Below are 18,161 nucleotides of genomic sequence, written 5' to 3'. Positions count from 1 at the left end.
TACCCAGAATGGGCAAGTGGGCAAATCCCATACTTGGGCGTATCATCAGGACAGAAAGTTTTTTGACCTATGTTGGAGGAACACGTGAACAGCGCTGCCAATTTTGTGCCCGTTGGGGAAGTCAGCGCCGATGAACGCTCTCGAATCGCAGTGGGCAAAGCCGGTGTTCGGAGGGATGACCGCTACGCCGTTGCCGTCAACGACGACGGCGAGATATTGCTGACCCCGCTCGTCTCCATCCCCAAGCGAGAACTCCTGGTGTGGGAGAACGCGCAGATCCGCGACGCCTTGAGCCTCAGCCTGCTCCAGTCCGCGTCCGGACAGACCACCAGCCTCGGGGACTTCTCACAGTTCGCCGATGATGCCGAGGACGATGAGTGAGTGCCCAGTTCAAGCTTGAATTCACCGACGTTGCCAAGGAACAGATTGCCGCACTCCGCCGCGACGGCCATCTTGAAAAGAAATACAAAAAAGTTCAGCGCACTCTAGGTCGACTTCAGATCAACCCGGCCCATCCCAGTCTGAATTCGCACAAGTACGATTCGATTAAGGGCCAAAACGGTGAAGACGTCTGGGACTCATACGTTGAGAACAACACACCCTCGGCATGGCGCGTATTCTGGCACTACGGCCCAGCCAGTGGCCAGATAACGATTCTCATCATTACTCCCCACCCCTAGACTTCCAAGCCTCGCATCCTGCACGGAAAGCCAGAATCGCTTCTTCGCTAATCGCCTGACGTCCTGTACCTTCGGACGTACCGGGATTTAGGTGGTTCGATGGAGCAAGACGACGGAAGACGCAACGGCTTCCTCCTGAACGCAGCGGTGGCGTTTGGGGACGCATGCACGCGGCCAAAACTCACTCCGTCGTGCCCCTTCTACCGCGAGTCGGAAGCCGGTCCAACCTGTGCCGAACAATGTCGAGGCGTGGCCGAGTCGCTCGGGGATGCTTCAAGAAGAATCGCCCATCACCGAATAGGCGGACTTGTCTTAACGGGGAGGGAAATTCCTCGCTCCGCTGCGGCAGGCGCTGAAGAGTTTGACGCAGGCCGACTCTACATCGGTGACCGGCATCTACCCTTTAGGGATCAGTCCACCACCGCCTTGCTGCTCGGACTTCGCCACCACACCATCAATGCAGTGCTCAGGGACACAGATCCAGACGAGCATGACTTTCCGCGGAAGATTTGGGCGGAACTTCAGTCGCGGGATTTTCCAATCGCCCAGGCCGCGGCCGCAGGATTGAGTCTCCCGCTGGCGCGGGCAGCTGCCTCGCGGGCAACGCTCAACCGCCTGACTTCGTTTGGCCTCGTAGGGTCGGCCGGGCTCAAGTCAGCGCACATTAAGGATCCCTGGGCAGCGTTTCTGACCGAGATCCAGCCAAGCCTTTCCGCGGGAACAGGAGAAATCAGGGCTGGCACCTCCACTCCAGCCCTCCTCCTACCGGGATGGCTCAGCGACTTGGATCGTGATGGTGCGGTGTCCGCAGCAATCTCTTCGGATGAAGTCCTTCGGGTCGCCTTTGGCCCCGGATTTGTTTATCGACTCAGCCAATGGTTCGGAAGGTTGTTGACGGATGACCCGGACCAGGTCTTCAACGCGTCCGTTCCGGACCGACGTTTGTTTCTTGGTTTAGAAAACTCCCTATACACCGATGAAACCGGTGATTGGTTTTGGACCCGGCTCACGCAGACCGCACTCGAAGACTGGCTTCAATCTGCTTTGGTGCTGGAATGGTCCTGGCAAGCCCAGGATGACAGCCGCGGAATGTCGCATCGAATTCTGCAGGAACGCGCCCTCGATCCTGATGTCGTTTCCAGAGCCTGCCTGAATCGGTTGACATCCGGCACCCCCGCGAGCGGTAACTTTGGTTTCGATCCCACACTCTTTGTCAACCGGGCCATAGAGCTACTGTCCATGGGCGATGCCGAAGGGGCCGCTGACATCTTCAGCGGCCTCACCGAATTGCGCCCAACCGATGCCGATGTGTGGAACAACCTGGGCTTTTGCCAGATGGCGCTTGATCCGGCTGCCGCGCTCAACTCGCTTGGCCGGTCCGCAATTTTCAGTCGGGAAACCAGTCCTGTCCGGATGGTCAATCAAGTGTTGGCACTGCATCTGATGGGACTGGACGAAGATGCGCTCATTCTCGCCAGCGAAACATCAAATCTGGCCTTTGCCCGGTCCTCAGCCTGGTTGTGGAACCACACAATGCCTCAGCAAGCTGGGCGTCCGATGCCCAACAACGACATCAGCGAATACCTGGTGGAACTCATCCAGCACATAAAGGCCGGTGGCTGCGGCAGTGGAATGAGCCCCTTGGACGAGTAGCGCAGATTCAAAGGCCAGGCTCAGTCCGCCGGGCGGCAGGACCCGGCCGGCCCGTAGCTGAGCCAGTCCGGGAGCGCTGCGGTGAACGCCTCGCGGACGGCCGGGGTGTTGGTCACGGTCCAGTCCACCCGGCCGTTGACCTCCACCTCGGTCTTGTCCCATTCGAACCAGTTGATCATCTTCAACTGCGGGTATGCGGTGGCCAGGGCGGGGTTGAACAGCTGTTCCCACCACGCTTTTTTGATGTCCATTTCCGCGGCCCCGCCGGCGGCCGGCGCGTACAGGGCAGCAGTTTCCGGGATGGCCACGGGCTTGCCGTGCTCCGTCCCGTACACAGCATAGAAGTCCGGGAGCAGGCTGTCGTCGCCGTTGGCCCCCAGGTAGGTGCCGCTGAGTTGGTCCGTGAACTTATGGGGCTCGGGCAGTTCGTTTTCGCCCCACGGGTAGGTGGCGCCCCAGTGGTACAGGGACATGCCCACCCAGTCCACCGCGGCGTCGCCAGGGTAATACGGGGCGTAGGAATCGTCCGCCATGGTGAGGGCGCCGTCGTCGTCCGTGTCCAGGGCGTCGAACTCCGGGGTCCCGGGCTTGGCCTCGAACGTGCCGCCGGCAAAGGGGTAGCCGCCGGCATAGTTGGGCGCCCACATCATGGCGGAGGCAGGCGCCACCTTATGGACGGCGTCCGCCATCCTGGTGAACGCCGCCTTGTAGGCCAGGGGCTGCTGCGCCCAGGGGTACCAGGAACCGTTCATCTCGTGCGCGAAGCGGACAATAACCGGCACACCGTCCGCGTTCAAGGCGGCCAGGTCATCGGCGAGCGCCGCCACCGCCTCATCCGTGACGGCGCCCAGCCCGTTCATGGGCTCCAGGGTCAGCAGCATCATCTGCCCGTCCGCGCGGATCTGGTCCGCGGCGTGGGCCAGATCCATCTTCTCCTGGGCGGTGTAGGGGAAGCCGGCGAAGGAGACGCTGACGGCCGGCTTGTGGCCCAGGTCCGCGGCGTACTGGGCCAGGGGTTTGTTGTGCAGGTCCAGGTTCACCCCGAATAAAGCGCCCGACGCCGGCACCAGGCCTGCGCGGTCCGGCGCCACACACACGGGCAGGGTGGGCCCGGCAGCCTTTTCGGCCTCGTCCCGGGCGTTGATCCCGGAGACAATGCTGGTCGTCCCGATCCCTGCGGCCACCACAAACGCGACAGCCGGAAGGACAAAGCCGCGCAGGCTGCGGCGCTCCGGTGCTGGGCCGGGAGTTGAGATGTCGGGTGTATCGGGTGACATACAGCGGTGGACCTTCCTGACCTGCGGGTTTACCTCATTTTACGTGGCCGGGCCGCAGGATCCGGGTAGTGGCCCGGGTACTTGCCGTGGCGTCCCGCAGAAAACTCGAGTACTCACTACTCGTGTGGGGGCTCCGGGCCCGCAGCTAAGTTTTGCTGGAGGGTTTAGCCGCATCCGTGGTTTGAAAAATCGTGAAATCGGGGGCAGGAAAATGGGAGTTCGGCCGGCAATTGTCAAAGAGCGGGCCCTGCGGGTAGTGGCTGATGCCGAACCCCAGGCGGAGATCCTCACCATGCCTGCGGCCCATGCCGCGTACCTGCTGGACCTGCTGACCGGCACCGAGACCGTCCAGGACTCCCTGCGGAAACTCACCCAAGCTGCGGCGCACGCCATCAGCGGACTGGCCGGCGTCGAGATCGACTGCGCCGCCACACTGAACCGGGACCGGCGCCCCGCCATGATCTCAGCCAACAACCGACGGGCCGCAACTCTCGCGGCGTTGGAAGACGGCGGGCCCATGGCGGACGCGCTTGGTTCTGCCGGGTCCGTGGTGGTGGGCACCTACGGCGGATCCCTGGCCGTCCCCGTCCGGCTGGACGAAACCTCATCCTGCGCCCTGACACTCCTGGGCCCTGCGGGATTCCAGTTCTCCCCGGAAGTGGTGACGGAAGCCCACCGGTTCGCCGCCGTTGCGTCGCAGAGCCTCAAACTTGCCATCGAAGTCCACGGGATCCGGGCTGCCGGGGACAACCTCAAGGCAGTCCTGGAAGCCCGGAAATCCATCGATGTGGCGTGCGGGGTGATCATGGCCCAGACGCGGTGTTCCTACCCGGACGCCTTCAGCAAGCTTGCCAGCGCCTCCCGCCATCGCAACCTGCACGTCCGCAACGTGGCGGAAGGGGTCCTCAAGGACCTCCCCACCACCCAGAGGGGCAATCCGGGACGTTAGTCCTGTAGCGATCCGGTTTGCCCCTCTGACCCACCGCCCGTTTCCTGCGTCCGCGGGCACCACCAACAGGGCAGGCTTCCCCTATGTGAGCACCGGGGTCAGCGCCGCCACTGCCCGGGCCAGGCCGTGCATGGCCACACCGGCCGCGGCCCAGCTCTCCGCCCGCACCAGGTGTTCCAGCTCGGTGGACAGGCCGGCCAGCTGCCGGGCACCCACCATGGTGGAGGTGACTTTCAGGCTCAGAACCCGGTCCATGGCCGCTTCGAAGTCCTGCGCCGCGACGGCACAGCTGATGCTGTCCATGCGGACCGGCAGCAGCTCGCGGTATCCGTCCAGGAAGGCCGCAGCCCCGGCGGGGTCGCCCAGCTCCTCACCCAGTTCGCGCAGGCAGGCCGGGTCCAAGACCGGCAGGCAGGCGCTCATGCGGACCACCGGCCGTCGTCGTGGTACTCGGCTTCCAGTCCGTGCGGGGTCTTCTCCCACTTGTGCGGACTGGTGAGCATCTGCCAGGCGGCGCGCCAGGCGGCCACCGCGTGCAGCACCCAGTACGCGGGGTTGAGCAGGGCGAAGATGGCGATCCGCCAGCCGTGCCGGCGCCAGGTGGCGATGCCGGACACCAGGATCATCAGCAGGTTGCCGAACAGCATGGACACCACGCCTCCCCACAGCAGCCACTGCGGCAGCACCAGGCCCACAAAGTTGTAGCCCACGTACGTGACGATGGTGAACCCGAGGACCAGCGGGTAGGCCAGGAAAGCCAGCGGTGTGCCCAGGATCAGGCCCAGGAAGCCGACGGCGCCGGGCACCCCGGTGCGCCGGACGTAGCGGATGGAGTTGCGGGTGTTGACGGCGGCGGTGATCATGTAGCCCTTGATCCAGCGGGTGCGTTGTTTGATCCAGGCCGGAACCTGGGAGCAGGCTTCCTCCCAGGTGGTGGAGTTGATGACGCCCACCCGGTAGCCTTCCACGGCGGCGCGGAGCCCCAGGTCGGCGTCCTCGGTGACGTTCCACGGGTCCCAGGCCCCTACGAGCTTCAGCAGCCGGGTGTCGAAGTGGTTGGATGTCCCGCCCAGCGGCAGCGGAATCCCGGACCGGTCAAGGCCGGGCAGCATGGAATCAAACCAGTGGGTGTACTCGATGGTGAACAGCCGGGTGAGGACGTTCTGGTCCGCGTTGAAGTAGTTCAGTGCGGCCTGCACGCAGATCAGCGGCTTCTTGGAGGTTTCCAGGTAGCGCCGTTCGAAGGCGTCCTGGCGGAAGGCGGCAATCGCGGCCCGCAACTGCCCCGGGTCGGGGCGGTCCTCGGCGTCGTAAATCACCACGTACTCGCCCCCCGCGAAGGTGAGCCCGTAGTTGCAGGCCCGCGGCTTGGTCTGCGGGTCGCCGCGGGGCACCACCAGGATCCGGACGTATTCGGGCGGCCGGGACCGTTTCGCGGCCTCGATGGTCTCGGTGTCGTCCTCCTCCAGCAGCACCAGGACGTCCAGTTTGGAGCGCGGGTAGTCCAGCTGCCCAAGGTTGGTGAGGAGCTTGTCGATGATGTTGGCCTCGCGGAACACCGGGATCAGGATGGTGTACACGGGAAGGTCGCCGTCGGCTATCCGCTCGGCTTCCGCCGGCGGCAGCCCCCGCTGCAGGAGTTCCCGGGCCTGGGCCTTGGCGGCCGCGCGGTCGTGCAGGTAGTCGAACGGCTGGCGGAGGCTGGCCACGCTTTTGAAGCCGATGCTCACCAGGAACACCACGTTGACGGCTGTGAGCAGCACAATGGCCGTCAGCTGCGGCGCCAGCACCAGCCCGGTCAGGAAAACTGACAGCAGCACCGCCGGGAGCCAGCGCTGCCAGCGGTTCAGGGCGGTCCGGGCGGAGTCGTTGGGCTGTTCCTCAGCCAGCCGCTCCGCGGATTCGTAGAGCAGGTGGTTGCGGAAGGCCCGCTGGATGGAGTGGTTGATGTCCCAGTCGGTGGTGGTCCGGAACTCCACGTCCTCCGCGCCGGTGATGCGCAGGGCAGCCTGCCGGATGTCCTCGGTGGGTTTGACGGCGGTGGCCACGGTCAGGACGCCGTCCGCCAGGTGCCACGGCAGCCAGCCGGGTTCGGAGACCTCATCGAAGTGCAGCTGTTCCAGCAGGGCGTCGTCGGACGGGTGCGCCACCAGGTCCACCAGCGGCGCGTCCCACTGCTCGGCCAGGACCTGGTACACGTGCCGCCGGTTCAGGCCCGTTTCCAGGATGATGTGCCGGCCCAGGAGGCCGCCCTCCGTGCGGGCGCGGTGGAGCGCGCGGTCCAGCTGGGCCGTGGTGATCAGCCCCGTCTCAAGCAGGGTCTGGCCCAGTGCCAGCGACTGGGGGCCCATGCCGGATAGGTCAGTGGGCCGGTCAACAGAAGGTGCTGCGTGGCGGGGCATCAGTCCGTGGACCTTTCGTAGATCCGGTGGGTGGGGCTGGAAAACACCACGGAGTACCGGGAATTGAAGGTGGGGTCGGCGCTGATGGCCTCGTAGGCCAGGTCCGTGAAGCCCGAATCCTGCGGCCCCGCGCCGGCTTCCACATTGACGAACACCCATTCCGCGTAGCGGGCAGGGTCCGCCAGGGCCGGGGCAAAGTGGTCCCCGGAGGCCCGGTTGTAGATGTTGTGCAGCGGGATGCCCATGGTGGGCAGCACGGCATTGCCGCGGGCGCTCTCATCCATCAGGATCCCGCCACCGGTGTAATGCGCCTTCAGCCAGCGGGCGGCGGCGAACGAGTGGGTGTTGGACACGTGGGACATGTTCCCTTCCGCCAGGATGGCCAGCCGGCCGGTGGGGTCCTGCAGCCACCACGCGTTTTGCAGGGCGAGGGCCAGGAGGAGCGCGCCGGCAAGCCAGGGACGCGTCCGACGGCGCCGGGTCACCTGGTGCACAAAGGCCGCCACCAGGACCGCCACCAGTGGAAGCGCGGTGAGGGCGAAGCGGTTGTTCCACCAGGTGCTGGGGAGGGAGTGGTCGTTGTTGATGGCGGTCTGGCCCAGGAACAGGCTCACCAGGGCGAACGCGTAGGCACTTCCGGTCACGGCGATGAGCAGGGTGCTGGTGGCCAGGCCCCGGCGGAACACCACCACCACGGCGCCGCAGGCAGCTGCGGCGAGGACCGCGATCCCCATCGTTTCCAGCAGGGACCAGTGGAAGGTCCACAGGGTCAGGCCCAGGTTGCCCTTGGTGGGCAGCAGGCCGCCGTCGGTGATGTTTTTCTGCTGGGCATAGGCGGAGTACTGGCCAAACATAAACTCCAGCGGGCTGCCGTAGATGGCCCAGTTGTAGGAGAGCCACCAGAGCACGGCAGCGGCAGGCACCATCGCGTAGCCGGCGGCCATGGTGATGGCCTCCCGCCATTGCCCGGAGCGGCGCATTTCCGCCACCAGGACAAAAATGGTGCCGGTGAGGACCAGGGCCCAGCCTTCGTAGCGGGACAGGACCGCGGCGCCGGAGGGGATGCCGGCGAAAACAGCCAGTTCCCCGGCGCTCATCCGGCGGCGGCTGGTGGCCCAGTGCGCCAGCCCGGCCATACCGGCCACCAGGCACATCAGCAGCACGGGTTCGGTCAGGGCGGTGGTGTAGGTGTACAGGATGGCCGGGTTGGCCAGGAGCACCAGGACGGCGGCGAGCCGGCCGGACCGGCCGTAGCCCAGGCGGGCCGCGATCCGGTACAGGCCTGAGGCGGTGGCGGCAAGCGCCAGGATGCCCAGGAGCCCGGCACCCCAGCCGCTGCTGAACATCCACAGGTTCACCACAAAGGGCATCAGCAGCAGGTGCGGCACGGGCAGCCAGACGGTGCCCAGCTGCTCGAAGCCCGGGGATTTGCTGTCGAAGACGCGGCGGGCGATGGTCAGGTGGCTTTGCGCGTCCGAGTAGTCCAGGTTGCTGCCGTTGCCCGTGGTGTACAGGCAGGCCAGGAAGCCAATGGCCGCGGCGGTCACGGCGATGACGGCAGTGCCGGGGACGTGGCGGCCGCGGACCGGTTCGCCGAGTGCGGCCCACCACCTGAGGTGGCGCGCTGCCCGCTCCCCCGCGATGGCAGGTTCCGCCTGGCGGTCAGCCGCCAGAAGGTCAGCTGCCATGGGTGGGCTCTGCCGCCTCGACGGCCTGGGCCGCCTTGGCATCGGCGAACGCGGCTGCCTGCCGGCGGTGCCGGCGGCGGAGCAGGGTGCGGCCCAGGAAAGTCAGCGCCAGGATGCCCGCGGCGGCGGCAATCCACAGCGCCAGTGGCCGGTACCCGTCCGTCACTTCGGCTTGGGGCGTGACGGCGTTGGTCTCCAGCAGCACCGGGGCGCCGGTGGTCTGGGTGACCAGCAGGTTCCGGGAGAGGGCGCTCCAGCCGCCGTCCTGTTGCTGGACAAAGGATGCCAGGCCGGCCTGGAGGGTGCCGGTGGGTGTGCCGGACGGGGCGGCGCCGGGGGCCCAGCCGCCCAGGAGCAGCAGGTTGCGGCCGTTGTGCTCGAAGGCCTCCAGCACGCCGTAGGGGGCGCTGGTGCCGACGCCGAATTCGATGTCCCGGGCGGCCACGGTGCGGAATTCGGCGAGGCGGAGCGGGGCGGCGGCCTTCTCCGCGGTTGCGGCGGTGGCGCCCACCAGGAGCCCGGAGTTGCTGGAGTCGAGGAGCGCGGCGGGGTCGGTGAGGCTGATGTCCAGGAGCGTGGCGGAGTCGCGCTGCAGGGCTGCGGTAAGTGCCGCGGCGTTGACGGTGTTCTCCTGTGGTGAGGCGCCGCCGTCGAACGCTACGGGAAGGCTGCCGCCCAGCACCTGGGGGAAGCGGGCGAAGCCGGGCTTGACGGAGTGGCCCCGCTCGCCGGTGAGTTTGCTGCCCGTGGTGTCCACTGTCAGTTCCATGGGGAGCAGGCCGGCTGGGCCGGAGCAGTCGCCGCCGGCGGGCAGTGCGGTGAGGCGCAGGCGCAGGCCGTTGCGGGCCTGGATCTGGCCGGCAGGCACGGCGGCGGTGATGTCGAAGGTGTCGCCGTCCAGGGTCTGGGAGCTGAGCAGGTAGTCGTTCCAGTACACGGACAGGCTGGCCTGGCCGCCGGTGGGGATGGCGGTGTGGGTGCCGCGGATCTGCGCGGTCCAGGCGGAGACGGGGCCGCCGAACTGGGACTGGCTGATCCCCAGGTAGGCTTCCTGCGTTCCGTAACCGGCCAGCCGGATGCCGGTGGCGCCAAGATCGGCCAGGGTCTGTTCGGGTCCGGCGGCGGCGGGTGCGGCGGCGGTCATGCCGGTGACGGTGCCGGAGTCGGCCAGGGCTGCCTGGGGGCTGGCCAGCGCCTGGGCTGCGGTGCGGAGGTCCTCGCCGGAGCCGCTGATGGCCAGGGCGGGGCGGCCGGCTTCGGTGGTCAGGGTGGTTCCGGCGGCACCGGTTCCGGCGGTGATGGTGATGATGCGGGATCCGCTGGGCGCGTCGGCGGCGGCGGCTGCGAGGTCTGCGGCGGGGAGCACGGTGACGGCGGCGTTGGGGTAGCGGTGGGTCACGGCGGCGGAAGCGGAAAGGATCGCGGCGGAGACGTCCGACGCCGGATCGGCGGGCACCGGGATGAACACGGCGGGAACGGACGGGGCCAGGAAGCCGGCCACCGTGGTGGGGAGCGTTTCGGTCCCTGCGGTGGCGAGGGCCACGTTGCTGAGGGTGGCGCCGGAGCCGGCGGCGGTGCAGACGTCACGGACGGCGGGCAGGTATTCCAGGCCCAGGACCACCTCATTTCCGGAGACGTCTGCCGGGGTGAGCGGTACGTCCAGGGCGGTGGCTGCAGCGGCGGGGGCTTCGAGCAGGACCCGGCCGCGGGCGGTGACGCGGATGATGCCGGCGGTCTGGCTGGGAGCTTCGATGGTGCCGGTGACGCGGGTGGGCTGCAGGCCGGCGGGAACCGGGATGGTGAGCAGCTGGGCGGCCTGGCCGGGGATGGCGGAGACGGAGCCGAGGTTTCCGGCGGCCCGGGCGGCTCCCGGCTGCGCGGCGGGGGCGCCGGTTGCCGGGGCAGGCGCGGGCTGCGCCGCGCTGGCTGCTGTGGAGGAGAAGACGGTGCCGGCAACAAAGAGCGCGGCGCAGGAAAGGCTCAGGCCTCCGGCCCGGATATGTGAGAGCATCCGTCCAGCCTGCCGGGGCAACTTCAAGGTAGTGCTGCAGCTGCACTCAAGGTTGCGTCAAGATCCGCTCAACATCCCGGGGCTGGCCGGTTGACGCGCTACCTTGTGCGCCGTCACGGCCAGCTGGTGCGGTCCGGGCAGCCGTCGGGGTTCGTGGCCAGCCGTCAGTGGCGGGACTTGGCCCGGATTACGCCGACGGCCAGCAGGGCCATCACTCCGAGGGAACCCAGCATGCCGCCCAGTGCCATTGCGTATTCGGTGATGTCCATGCCCTGCTCCGTCCGATTGGTGATGACGTCAAGCTATGGGGCGAAGCTCAGGGCAAGGTACGGGTAACGTGCCGAATTGGGCCAAGATCAGCGCGGGTTCCACATGGCGGCCGGAAATTAGAGCCGAGTCAGACGCAGGGTAAAGACATATCAGTGACGATGAGATGCGCCGTACCTGGCGCTCCCAAAGCGTCTGTAACCTCAGCGTAAATTTGTACGGAGTTCAACACCGCGACCACGCCCTACGTCAAAGGGCTGAGCAACGGGCGCACCGGATCGGCGGCGAAGTTGCTGGGGCTCGATGAGCGCCCAAGCACCAAAGATGAGAAGCCAGAAATAGCCTTGTTGGAGTGCGGCTGAAGTCAGAGAGAAGCCTACAACGACGGTCAGCACTCCAGCGGCGGCGGCATTCTGGCCCTTGACTACGGACCGAATAACGACGATGGCCACGGCGCCGACTACGAGGGCGAAGGCAATGCCCATGCTTAGACCCCCTTGAAACCAAGTCCGAAGCAAGATGTTGTGAGTTAGGGTCACATTGTCAAAGGTCGCGCCCGATGATGAGTCAAGCCCACGCCCGAAGAGTGGGTCCCGTTGAATCGAATTCCAAGCGAATGCGTAGGTGTTCTGCCGGATGTCCAACGTACTAGCGTCAGTTGTCTGACCAGTTACCTGGGCTATTCGCTGAGCAGGTCCGCGCAGCAATCCAGCTGCCGAAAGTTGTGCCACCACCCACAGGACCGCGCCGCAAACCACACTCATAATGACTGGGACTTTCATGGATACTCGCGCCGCGGCCATGAAGACCAGCACACCCAAGATGCATGCACTAAGCGAACTGATGCTGCCTGAAACAAGCAAACCGCCAACGTTCGCGGCGAGCCCAACTATCAGGGCAATCTTTCGAATTTCGGTTCTGAAAAGAAGATAGAGGAACGCCACAATTGCAACCCCGGACAAGACACCGAGAATGTTCGGGTGGCTGGCTAGCCCGGGCGCTCGCCCGTTCTCCGTCTTCCATCCCAGAACGATCACGCCTGAAGCCTGCGCCAGCGCAACTCCAGCAGAGATGCTCTGGCCGAGAAGGAATGCCCCCACTGCTATACGACTGAGCCTTGGTGCGGAGGCAAGTCGCCTGAGCGCGAACGGGCCGAAACTCATGAACAGGAAGACCTGAGCGCCAATTATGAGGTGCCCCCTGAGTCCATCGGCGGCACCCGAAGAGCTGACGACGCCTGCGAGAGCCAAGAACGCAGCCGTAGGCCAGAGCCCGTCGTAAAGCGGGCGCCTCCCTTGGCCGAAGACAACTGTTCCGATTACTAATGCAATCGCAGCCAGGGACCAAATCGCTGACATCCCGCCAGGCAATGCTTCCGAGAACGGCAACAGGAAGAACATGGCGGCCACAGCCGCTACGACCAAATTCACAGTGTCAGAGTGTCCGTTACGTCAATGGGAGACCGGTCGCTCGTTGCACTCTGACAACTTGATCGGACCCTGGTCTCGGTTGCTGAGATCCGCGACGAAAAAGTGCCAGCGACAAGCACAGTTCTAAATACCGGAATCCCCATGCGCAGATTATACCTGACCTAATACTTGGAGCTGGGAATGAAACATTACAAGTTTGCCTATCGCAACACTTTTCGAGCCAGACCTTTGGTCCGGTAATAGAAGGAGAGAGCGAGATGCTTCAGGTAATACCCCGCCCCCAGCATCTCGGGTCCAGGTGCCGTCAGGGAAGGCTTGGGAAGGTCAAGTTGCTGGGCGGCGCGGTCCGCTATCTCGAGATAGCCCACGGCTGTGGGGTGGACACCGTCCGGCCTGAACATCTTGGGGCCATGCACTTGCGCCTCAACTACAATCGCTCCTACAGCGCGTGCAACATCTCGAATTATGGCGTCAGCTGTGCTGGAATACGGCACACTGAGCATGACGACACGCTTACTGACCTCGGACATGCGGGCCGCTGTGATCTCCACGTTTCGTCGAAATGTATCAGAGTCGAAACCTGTTAGAGCGTCATTAGTGCCCATAGCAAAGACGCCATAGTCGTACTGCCCCGTGACTTGGGGGAGAAATTGTTCCACAATTTCTGAGGATGTTAGCCCTCCCTTTGCATGCTGTTCATATGGGATGCCGGCGGCGTCGGCAACCCATCTGGCCCACGACTTCCCCGGTACGCCAGCTACATCTGGCGTGCGTCCGTTGATTAGACTGTCACCGATCGCGATCATACCGCCCATCAGCCGAGGCCCAAGCGCGCGCGCAGAACTTTGAATGCCCAGACGATTCTGTGCGGTTTACGGGCCACCCGCAGCCCCAGACTAGCGGCGGAGAGCGCCTGTGAGCCTAAGAGCGCGACCCTGGATACTGGCACCGCGGCCACACCTATATCGAAGTGGGAGGCCAAGGCCAAGGGGTCTGCACGAATGCCGCGCAGGGAGTTGGCGATGTTCTTGCCGTGCACCATCTGCACCCACATCGGGTGTGTGGTTACCTGCCGAACAGGGGCGTACGTGGACACCCTGTCGTGCCAAGCGACGTAAACGCCCATGAGCGGCTTGTCGGTCAAAGGTTCGATCAGGGAGATAAAGGCGTTGGACGGGTCGGACCGGTGAAAGACCCTTCCATCGTCCGTCAGTTGCAGACCGGCAGTGAAATTAATGAATTCGGTTGTCGCCGCAAACGAGCCCTGCACCCGCTCCAAAAAGTCGCGGGCAAGAGCGTCATCATTATCCACCCGGGTGGTGATTATCCATGACCTGGACGCCCTTCGCGTGACTTCTGCCGCAGCGTCCGCGGGCGAGAATTTTCCTTCTACCCAAACCGGGGTGAACACCCCTGCTGCAAGACGGTTCACTTCGTCTTCAAACCACTGATCCCGTTCAGCGTCGAAATATACCAGCCACTCGAAGTCTTGGACGGTTTGGCTCTTTACCGACGCATGGCAGACTTTCTCGAAATATCCAAGCCTGTGGCGCAGCCAGTCGTCGCTGGCCCGTTCGTTGATCCTCGTATTGAATCGTGTGATCACGTAGTGATTGAAATCAGTCATCCTGAGCCTGCCCCTCATAGTCTCGGATAGCGTCCTGAGCGTCCAGTTGAAACGAATATGATCCGAACACGCTGGCGAATGTGATGCCAGCAAGGATGCCTAGATAAGCACCTTGCTGAATGTACCGGTCGTCGTGGGATGCCAAGTAGATTCCAAACGACGTAAACCACCCTGCTAGAAGGAGGCCGGTAAGAGTGAGCAAAACGCGTGTCGATATTTTCCATCTCAAAGCATTCAACGCAGCCCCCATCTGAGCTTCGGATCCGGAAATATCATAACGGCATAAATTTCCTTCGAGTATTCCTGACCAGAATGTTGCTTGCGGCCGGGTACTCGCTACCCTGCCAAGTACTGGCCGGGGAATAAACACGCGTAACCGCTACCCTGTTTGAGGCTGCGGGCGGGAACGTAACTTCAATTCATGGATGAAGATCGACACGCAACATCACTTGACAAGGCCGTCCCAAGACGACGTGGGCTGCTAAAGCTGGGCACGATGATCGCCGCGCTGTCCGGCGTTTCTGCAGTATCGACGGCAGCGGCCCATGCTGCGCCCAGCGAAGTCACCAAGGCAAGCGTGTACGTTCCGACCGCCGAAAAGGGAGCACCATCAGGCGTTGCTACGCTGGATGTTGGGGCGAAATTGTCAGCGTCACAGCTCCCAGACCTCACACCAATCATCACGAAGACTGTGGAGCCCAAGCTGAGCAGGGTGGAAGCAGCGGGCATCTACTTGGCGAAATCGGAGGACGCGTATCGAATTTCCCGTGCGGACATTGTGGCAGGGGCTGACAACCGCGACGCAATCCAAGCTGTTATCACCGCCGCCGCCACGTCGGGTATCAGGCATGTCGTTCTTCCTCCTGGCGAGATCACTCTTGGCCGCCAACTCACGATCCCTGCCAGCGGGCACAATCTCATAATTGAGGGGCATGGCGATGACACGATCATCAGGCAGATCAGTGGTGCGCTAAATAAGGCGCTCTTTTACGGGGCCGGCACTGATGGCGCGAAGACTGCTCTTAGTTCTGATGCACCGGCAGGTGCGGGTACCGTTCAGGTGCCTTTAGCATTGGCGGCAACGCTCGCGCCAGGAGCGATTCTCGGACTCGAGTGTCAGTCACCTGTATACGGGATTGGTTCAGCGGGACAAGAGGCGTTCGCTAGCGAACTCCGCAAAGTCTTGGCAGTGTCGGGGACGACCGTGACCCTGGACAGCGCACTGATACATGCCTATAGCACCAAAGCCAAGGCGGTTGCATGGAGGATGGACCCGCTCTCTGGTATACATCTGCGCCATCTAACAATCACCAGCTCGGACCCGCTAACGGTTAAGGGCAGGGCAATCCTGTTCGAGAAAGCTCGCAACCTCCGCCTGAGTGGGCTGAGAGTGACAGACGCTGGCGGTGGCATCTTCGCTCTCGACACGATGGACTCTTATTTTTCAGACATTGAAATTGAAAACCTACCTAATGTCGGAAGCTATCTCGGTTATGGCCTTGTCGTTGGTGGCCGTTCCGCCCACGCCTATATTGAAGGGCTAAGGGGCCGGAACTTCAGACACCTGTTCACTACACTCGCTGACGAGCGCAGGGACGCTGCCGGCATCACTCAGTGGGGCGGGCCGCGGCATATCACCATCCGCGGTGGGGCAGGTGAGCAGCAAAGATCAGGCTCGCAGTTCTCGGTCTGGGACACACACCCTTATGGCTACGACATAGTCTTCGACCAGTGCCGTGCCTTTGGGGGCTCCGGGGCATCGGCCAACGGATTCCAGATCCGGTCAATGAACACCCGGCTTGTGAATCCGGTTGCCATGTACTCAGGCAACCAAGGCATAAGGGTCGACCCATCGACCGCTGGGGAAGTCGAAATAGTAGGCGGAGAAGTTTCCTTTGCGACAGCAGGTGGGGTCGGTATGGGGCGCAATACATCGGTGCGGGGGGTCTGGATACACGACAATAAACAGGCTGGCATAACCTTCACCGATACGGGCAGCGGTTCAAGGGCTAGCGACAACCGCATCGAGAACAATAAGTACGGCATCCAAGATCAGTCGACTGGCGCAGCCAAAGGCGTGATCATACAAGGGAACAGCATCCCTAAATTCGGCACGCAATCCCTTGCTTTGGTCTCGCCCAAAGGAAACCTAACCTTCGCCAACAATGTTGTCCCAGGCTACGGGCCCGATAATGACGGCGTGGGAGGGGTCATAGCCAGCACAGTAAAAAGGTCGGGGAATATCACCGACTAAATTTGCTGCTGGATAGGAACATTGAAGGGCAGCGGCCACATCATCAGACGTTCAAACTTCACGTTTTCGAGGCCAGCAAGGCGTACATGGTCGGCGCAGCGGGTACCAAGAATACGAACCACTTTCTCAACTTCGGTCCTTGGCGGAAGGCCAAGCCACAGCTATCCAGACTATGTGGCGCCTACAAGCGGGCTTACGCGCGCCCAACGAGCAACTCCAAGCAGGCCGTCATACGGCTAAGTGGACGCCGTCAGCTCAAGGGATATCCAGCAGTGGCGTCAGTGGAAGAGGCAACTGGTTCTATCGGTACCCGTCCACAATCGCCGCTGCGATTTCCTTGTACGCGCGCTTCGTTTCCGGCTTCAGAACGTCCAAAGTGACCAGGTCGCCGTCAGCCACTCCGCGGTCGTGCGGGACGGCAATAAGTTCCCGGCAGATTCCGGCCAGGTGCTCCTCGATGGCGTCCTTGTCCACGCGAGACGACACTTCGTCCTTATCGGTGATTACCACAATGGCGTTCCTGGCAAGTTCCGCGTAGCCGTGGCTGGCCAACCAGTGGAGGGTGCTGCGGGCGCGCTTGGCGCCGCTGACCGCGTACCCTGCAGCGATCACCAGGTTGTCGGCGGACTGCAGGATGCCGCTCATTGCGTTGTGGGTTACGCCCGTCCCGCAGTCGGTCAGGGCAACCGAGTAGTAGTTGGAGATGAGCTTCCTGATGCGCAAGTACTCCGCCGCGGTCAGGGAGTCCGAAACCTCCGGATCCTGTTCGCCGGCGATCAGGTGCAGCCTGCCGGCGTGATGCATGTACCGGGCCAGCGATGTCAGGGAATCCACTGAATCGATGTTCTCCAGCAGATCAGAGATGGTCCGTGGGCTGGACTGCTGGTAGAGGCCCTCACCCAGGGCTCGCTCCACCAAGTCGCCGGAATCGGGATTGGCGTCGATGGCACAAGGCGCGTCGCCCCGGTATTCCGCCAGTGTCAGCCCGACCCCAACGGTGGTGGACGTTTTGCCGATGCCGCCCTTGAGACTGAGGACAGCCGTGTTGTAGCTGCCCTGCAGCTGGCGGGAGATCCGCTTGGCTAGCTCATCTTCCTGGCGCTGTTTTGATCCGGGACCCAGGTTCCAGGATCCACCCGTCATCGCATAGATTGCGCCCCGCACTCCACCCACGGGCCGGGGCTTCTGCTCTTTGACGAAGAGGCCCGGCGAGCTGATGAAGTCTGGCATAGGGCTGCCGGCAATGGTCTCCGCCACGGTCGGCCGGGCACGGCGGAACGAGGGGGTTTCGGGGCGGGCCTCGCTGGCCTCGTCGGCTTCACCGGGAGTTGCAGTGGTGATGGTCGGTTCAACAAACCCAGCAGACGCTGGTCGGCGGGTTGGCGCCGGCACAGTGGTGGACGGTTTGGCCGCGTCGGCTGCTGCTGCCGCTTCCGCCCATGAGGTCCGCCTGCTTTGCGGCTTGGAGTTGGCTTGGCTTGCGGGGTCCGGTGTGGCGGCTGGCATGGTTCCTGTCCGGGCATCCGTTGGCTTGCTGTCGCCGCGACGGAGGTCTCGGCGACGGCGCGGCGACGGCTGCCCTGCATGTTCTACATGGGCGCGTGCGTTCTGATCCGCCGGATCGGGCATGTCTGGTCCCCCAAAACGTTCGGCAAGAATTACTGCAGCACTTGGTTCAGTGAGTAAGTCTAAGTGGTTTGGGGCGGCAGGAACTTTAGGGACGGAAAAGGGCTGCCGCTACGACTGCTGCAGTAAGGACAAGCAGGACGGCCAAGGTCGTGTACGACACCCAGCGTGGGCGGCGTTTATGCGGATTAATGTCAACGTACGGCATGACTAACGGCGGTTACCTCTGTAGTCGAGTGGACTGGAGACGCGGACGGCACGGCGCTTGAGCCGCAGCATCTGATGAAGGATAACGAA

General features: G+C 63.7%; 14 protein-coding genes. 5 read left to right on the top strand and 9 right to left on the bottom strand.

What is annotated here, in order from left to right; translation table 11 throughout:
• The first annotated feature begins 84 nt into the window (after window positions 1-84).
• The 3 genes from ASF72_RS03610 (at window position 85) to ASF72_RS20260 (ending at window position 2,333) form a co-directional block, all read left to right on the top strand.
• On the top strand, window positions 85-381 hold the full coding sequence (locus ASF72_RS03610) for a hypothetical protein (RefSeq protein ID WP_235504646.1): 297 nt from the start codon (window positions 85-87) through the stop codon (window positions 379-381).
• Window positions 378-680 carry a hypothetical protein gene (locus ASF72_RS03605; RefSeq protein ID WP_056596729.1) on the top strand — a complete coding sequence of 101 codons (303 nt, stop codon included), beginning with the start codon at window positions 378-380 and terminating at the stop codon, window positions 678-680. Before ASF72_RS03610 ends, ASF72_RS03605 begins: the two co-directional genes overlap by 4 nt.
• A 249-nt stretch (window positions 681-929) precedes the next feature.
• The gene (locus tag ASF72_RS20260; RefSeq protein WP_157370886.1) at window positions 930-2,333 is read left to right on the top strand and encodes a hypothetical protein; all 1,404 of its coding nucleotides are present in this window, start codon (window positions 930-932) and stop codon (window positions 2,331-2,333) included.
• A 20-nt stretch (window positions 2,334-2,353) separates the two neighbouring features.
• On the opposite strand, the gene ASF72_RS03595 is transcribed toward ASF72_RS20260, so the two are convergent.
• Window positions 2,354-3,610 (bottom strand): glycoside hydrolase family 26 protein, encoded by a 1,257-nt coding sequence (locus tag ASF72_RS03595; protein ID WP_082484004.1) that lies wholly within the window; start codon window positions 3,608-3,610, stop codon window positions 2,354-2,356.
• 211 nt (window positions 3,611-3,821) lie between these two features.
• Here ASF72_RS03595 and ASF72_RS03590 point away from each other — a divergent pair, with 211 nt between their 5' ends.
• On the top strand, window positions 3,822-4,559 hold the full coding sequence (locus ASF72_RS03590; protein WP_235504645.1) for an ANTAR domain-containing protein: 738 nt from the start codon (window positions 3,822-3,824) through the stop codon (window positions 4,557-4,559).
• A gap of 81 nt (window positions 4,560-4,640) precedes the next feature.
• On the opposite strand, the gene ASF72_RS03585 is transcribed toward ASF72_RS03590, so the two are convergent.
• The 7 genes from ASF72_RS03585 to ASF72_RS03555 form a co-directional block, all read right to left on the bottom strand.
• Window positions 4,641-4,982 (bottom strand): Hpt domain-containing protein, encoded by a 342-nt coding sequence (locus ASF72_RS03585; protein ID WP_157370885.1) that lies wholly within the window; start codon window positions 4,980-4,982, stop codon window positions 4,641-4,643.
• Window positions 4,979-6,961 carry a glycosyltransferase family 2 protein gene (locus ASF72_RS03580; RefSeq protein WP_056596720.1) on the bottom strand — a complete coding sequence of 661 codons (1,983 nt, stop codon included), beginning with the start codon at window positions 6,959-6,961 and terminating at the stop codon, window positions 4,979-4,981. The genes ASF72_RS03585 and ASF72_RS03580 overlap by 4 nt, the downstream gene beginning before the upstream one ends.
• Window positions 6,961-8,649: an ArnT family glycosyltransferase gene (locus ASF72_RS03575; protein WP_056596717.1), complete on the bottom strand. Its 1,689-nt coding sequence runs from the start codon at window positions 8,647-8,649 to the stop codon at window positions 6,961-6,963. The genes ASF72_RS03580 and ASF72_RS03575 overlap by 1 nt, the downstream gene beginning before the upstream one ends.
• The gene (locus tag ASF72_RS03570; RefSeq protein WP_056596712.1) at window positions 8,639-10,660 is read right to left on the bottom strand and encodes a cellulose biosynthesis cyclic di-GMP-binding regulatory protein BcsB; all 2,022 of its coding nucleotides are present in this window, start codon (window positions 10,658-10,660) and stop codon (window positions 8,639-8,641) included. Before ASF72_RS03570 ends, ASF72_RS03575 begins: the two co-directional genes overlap by 11 nt.
• 470 nt (window positions 10,661-11,130) lie before the next feature.
• Window positions 11,131-12,357, bottom strand: coding sequence for an O-antigen ligase family protein (locus ASF72_RS03565; RefSeq protein WP_157370884.1), 1,227 nt, complete (start codon window positions 12,355-12,357; stop codon window positions 11,131-11,133).
• 200 nt (window positions 12,358-12,557) lie between these two features.
• The gene (locus ASF72_RS03560) at window positions 12,558-13,172 is read right to left on the bottom strand and encodes an SGNH/GDSL hydrolase family protein (RefSeq protein ID WP_082484002.1); all 615 of its coding nucleotides are present in this window, start codon (window positions 13,170-13,172) and stop codon (window positions 12,558-12,560) included.
• Entirely contained in the window at window positions 13,172-13,984 is an 813-nt protein-coding gene (locus tag ASF72_RS03555; RefSeq protein ID WP_162242789.1) for a glycosyltransferase, read from the bottom strand. Before ASF72_RS03555 ends, ASF72_RS03560 begins: the two co-directional genes overlap by 1 nt.
• A 421-nt stretch (window positions 13,985-14,405) precedes the next feature.
• On the opposite strand from ASF72_RS03555, the gene ASF72_RS03545 reads away from it, so the two are divergent.
• Window positions 14,406-16,238: a right-handed parallel beta-helix repeat-containing protein gene (locus tag ASF72_RS03545; protein WP_082484000.1), complete on the top strand. Its 1,833-nt coding sequence runs from the start codon at window positions 14,406-14,408 to the stop codon at window positions 16,236-16,238.
• Window positions 16,239-16,538: 300 nt separating this feature from the next.
• Here ASF72_RS03545 and ASF72_RS03540 read toward each other — a convergent pair whose 3' ends face one another.
• A complete protein-coding gene (locus tag ASF72_RS03540) occupies window positions 16,539-17,744 on the bottom strand; it encodes a MinD/ParA family ATP-binding protein (RefSeq protein ID WP_157370883.1) in 1,206 nt (401 codons plus the stop codon).
• Window positions 17,745-18,161 lie beyond the last annotated feature (417 nt).

Origin of the sequence: Arthrobacter sp. Leaf141 (assembly GCF_001424565.1) — a bacterium.
Lineage (GTDB): Bacteria > Actinomycetota > Actinomycetes > Actinomycetales > Micrococcaceae > Arthrobacter.
The sequence above is the reverse complement of the archived record's forward strand: the minus strand, read 5'-3'. Positions and strand labels throughout refer to the sequence as shown.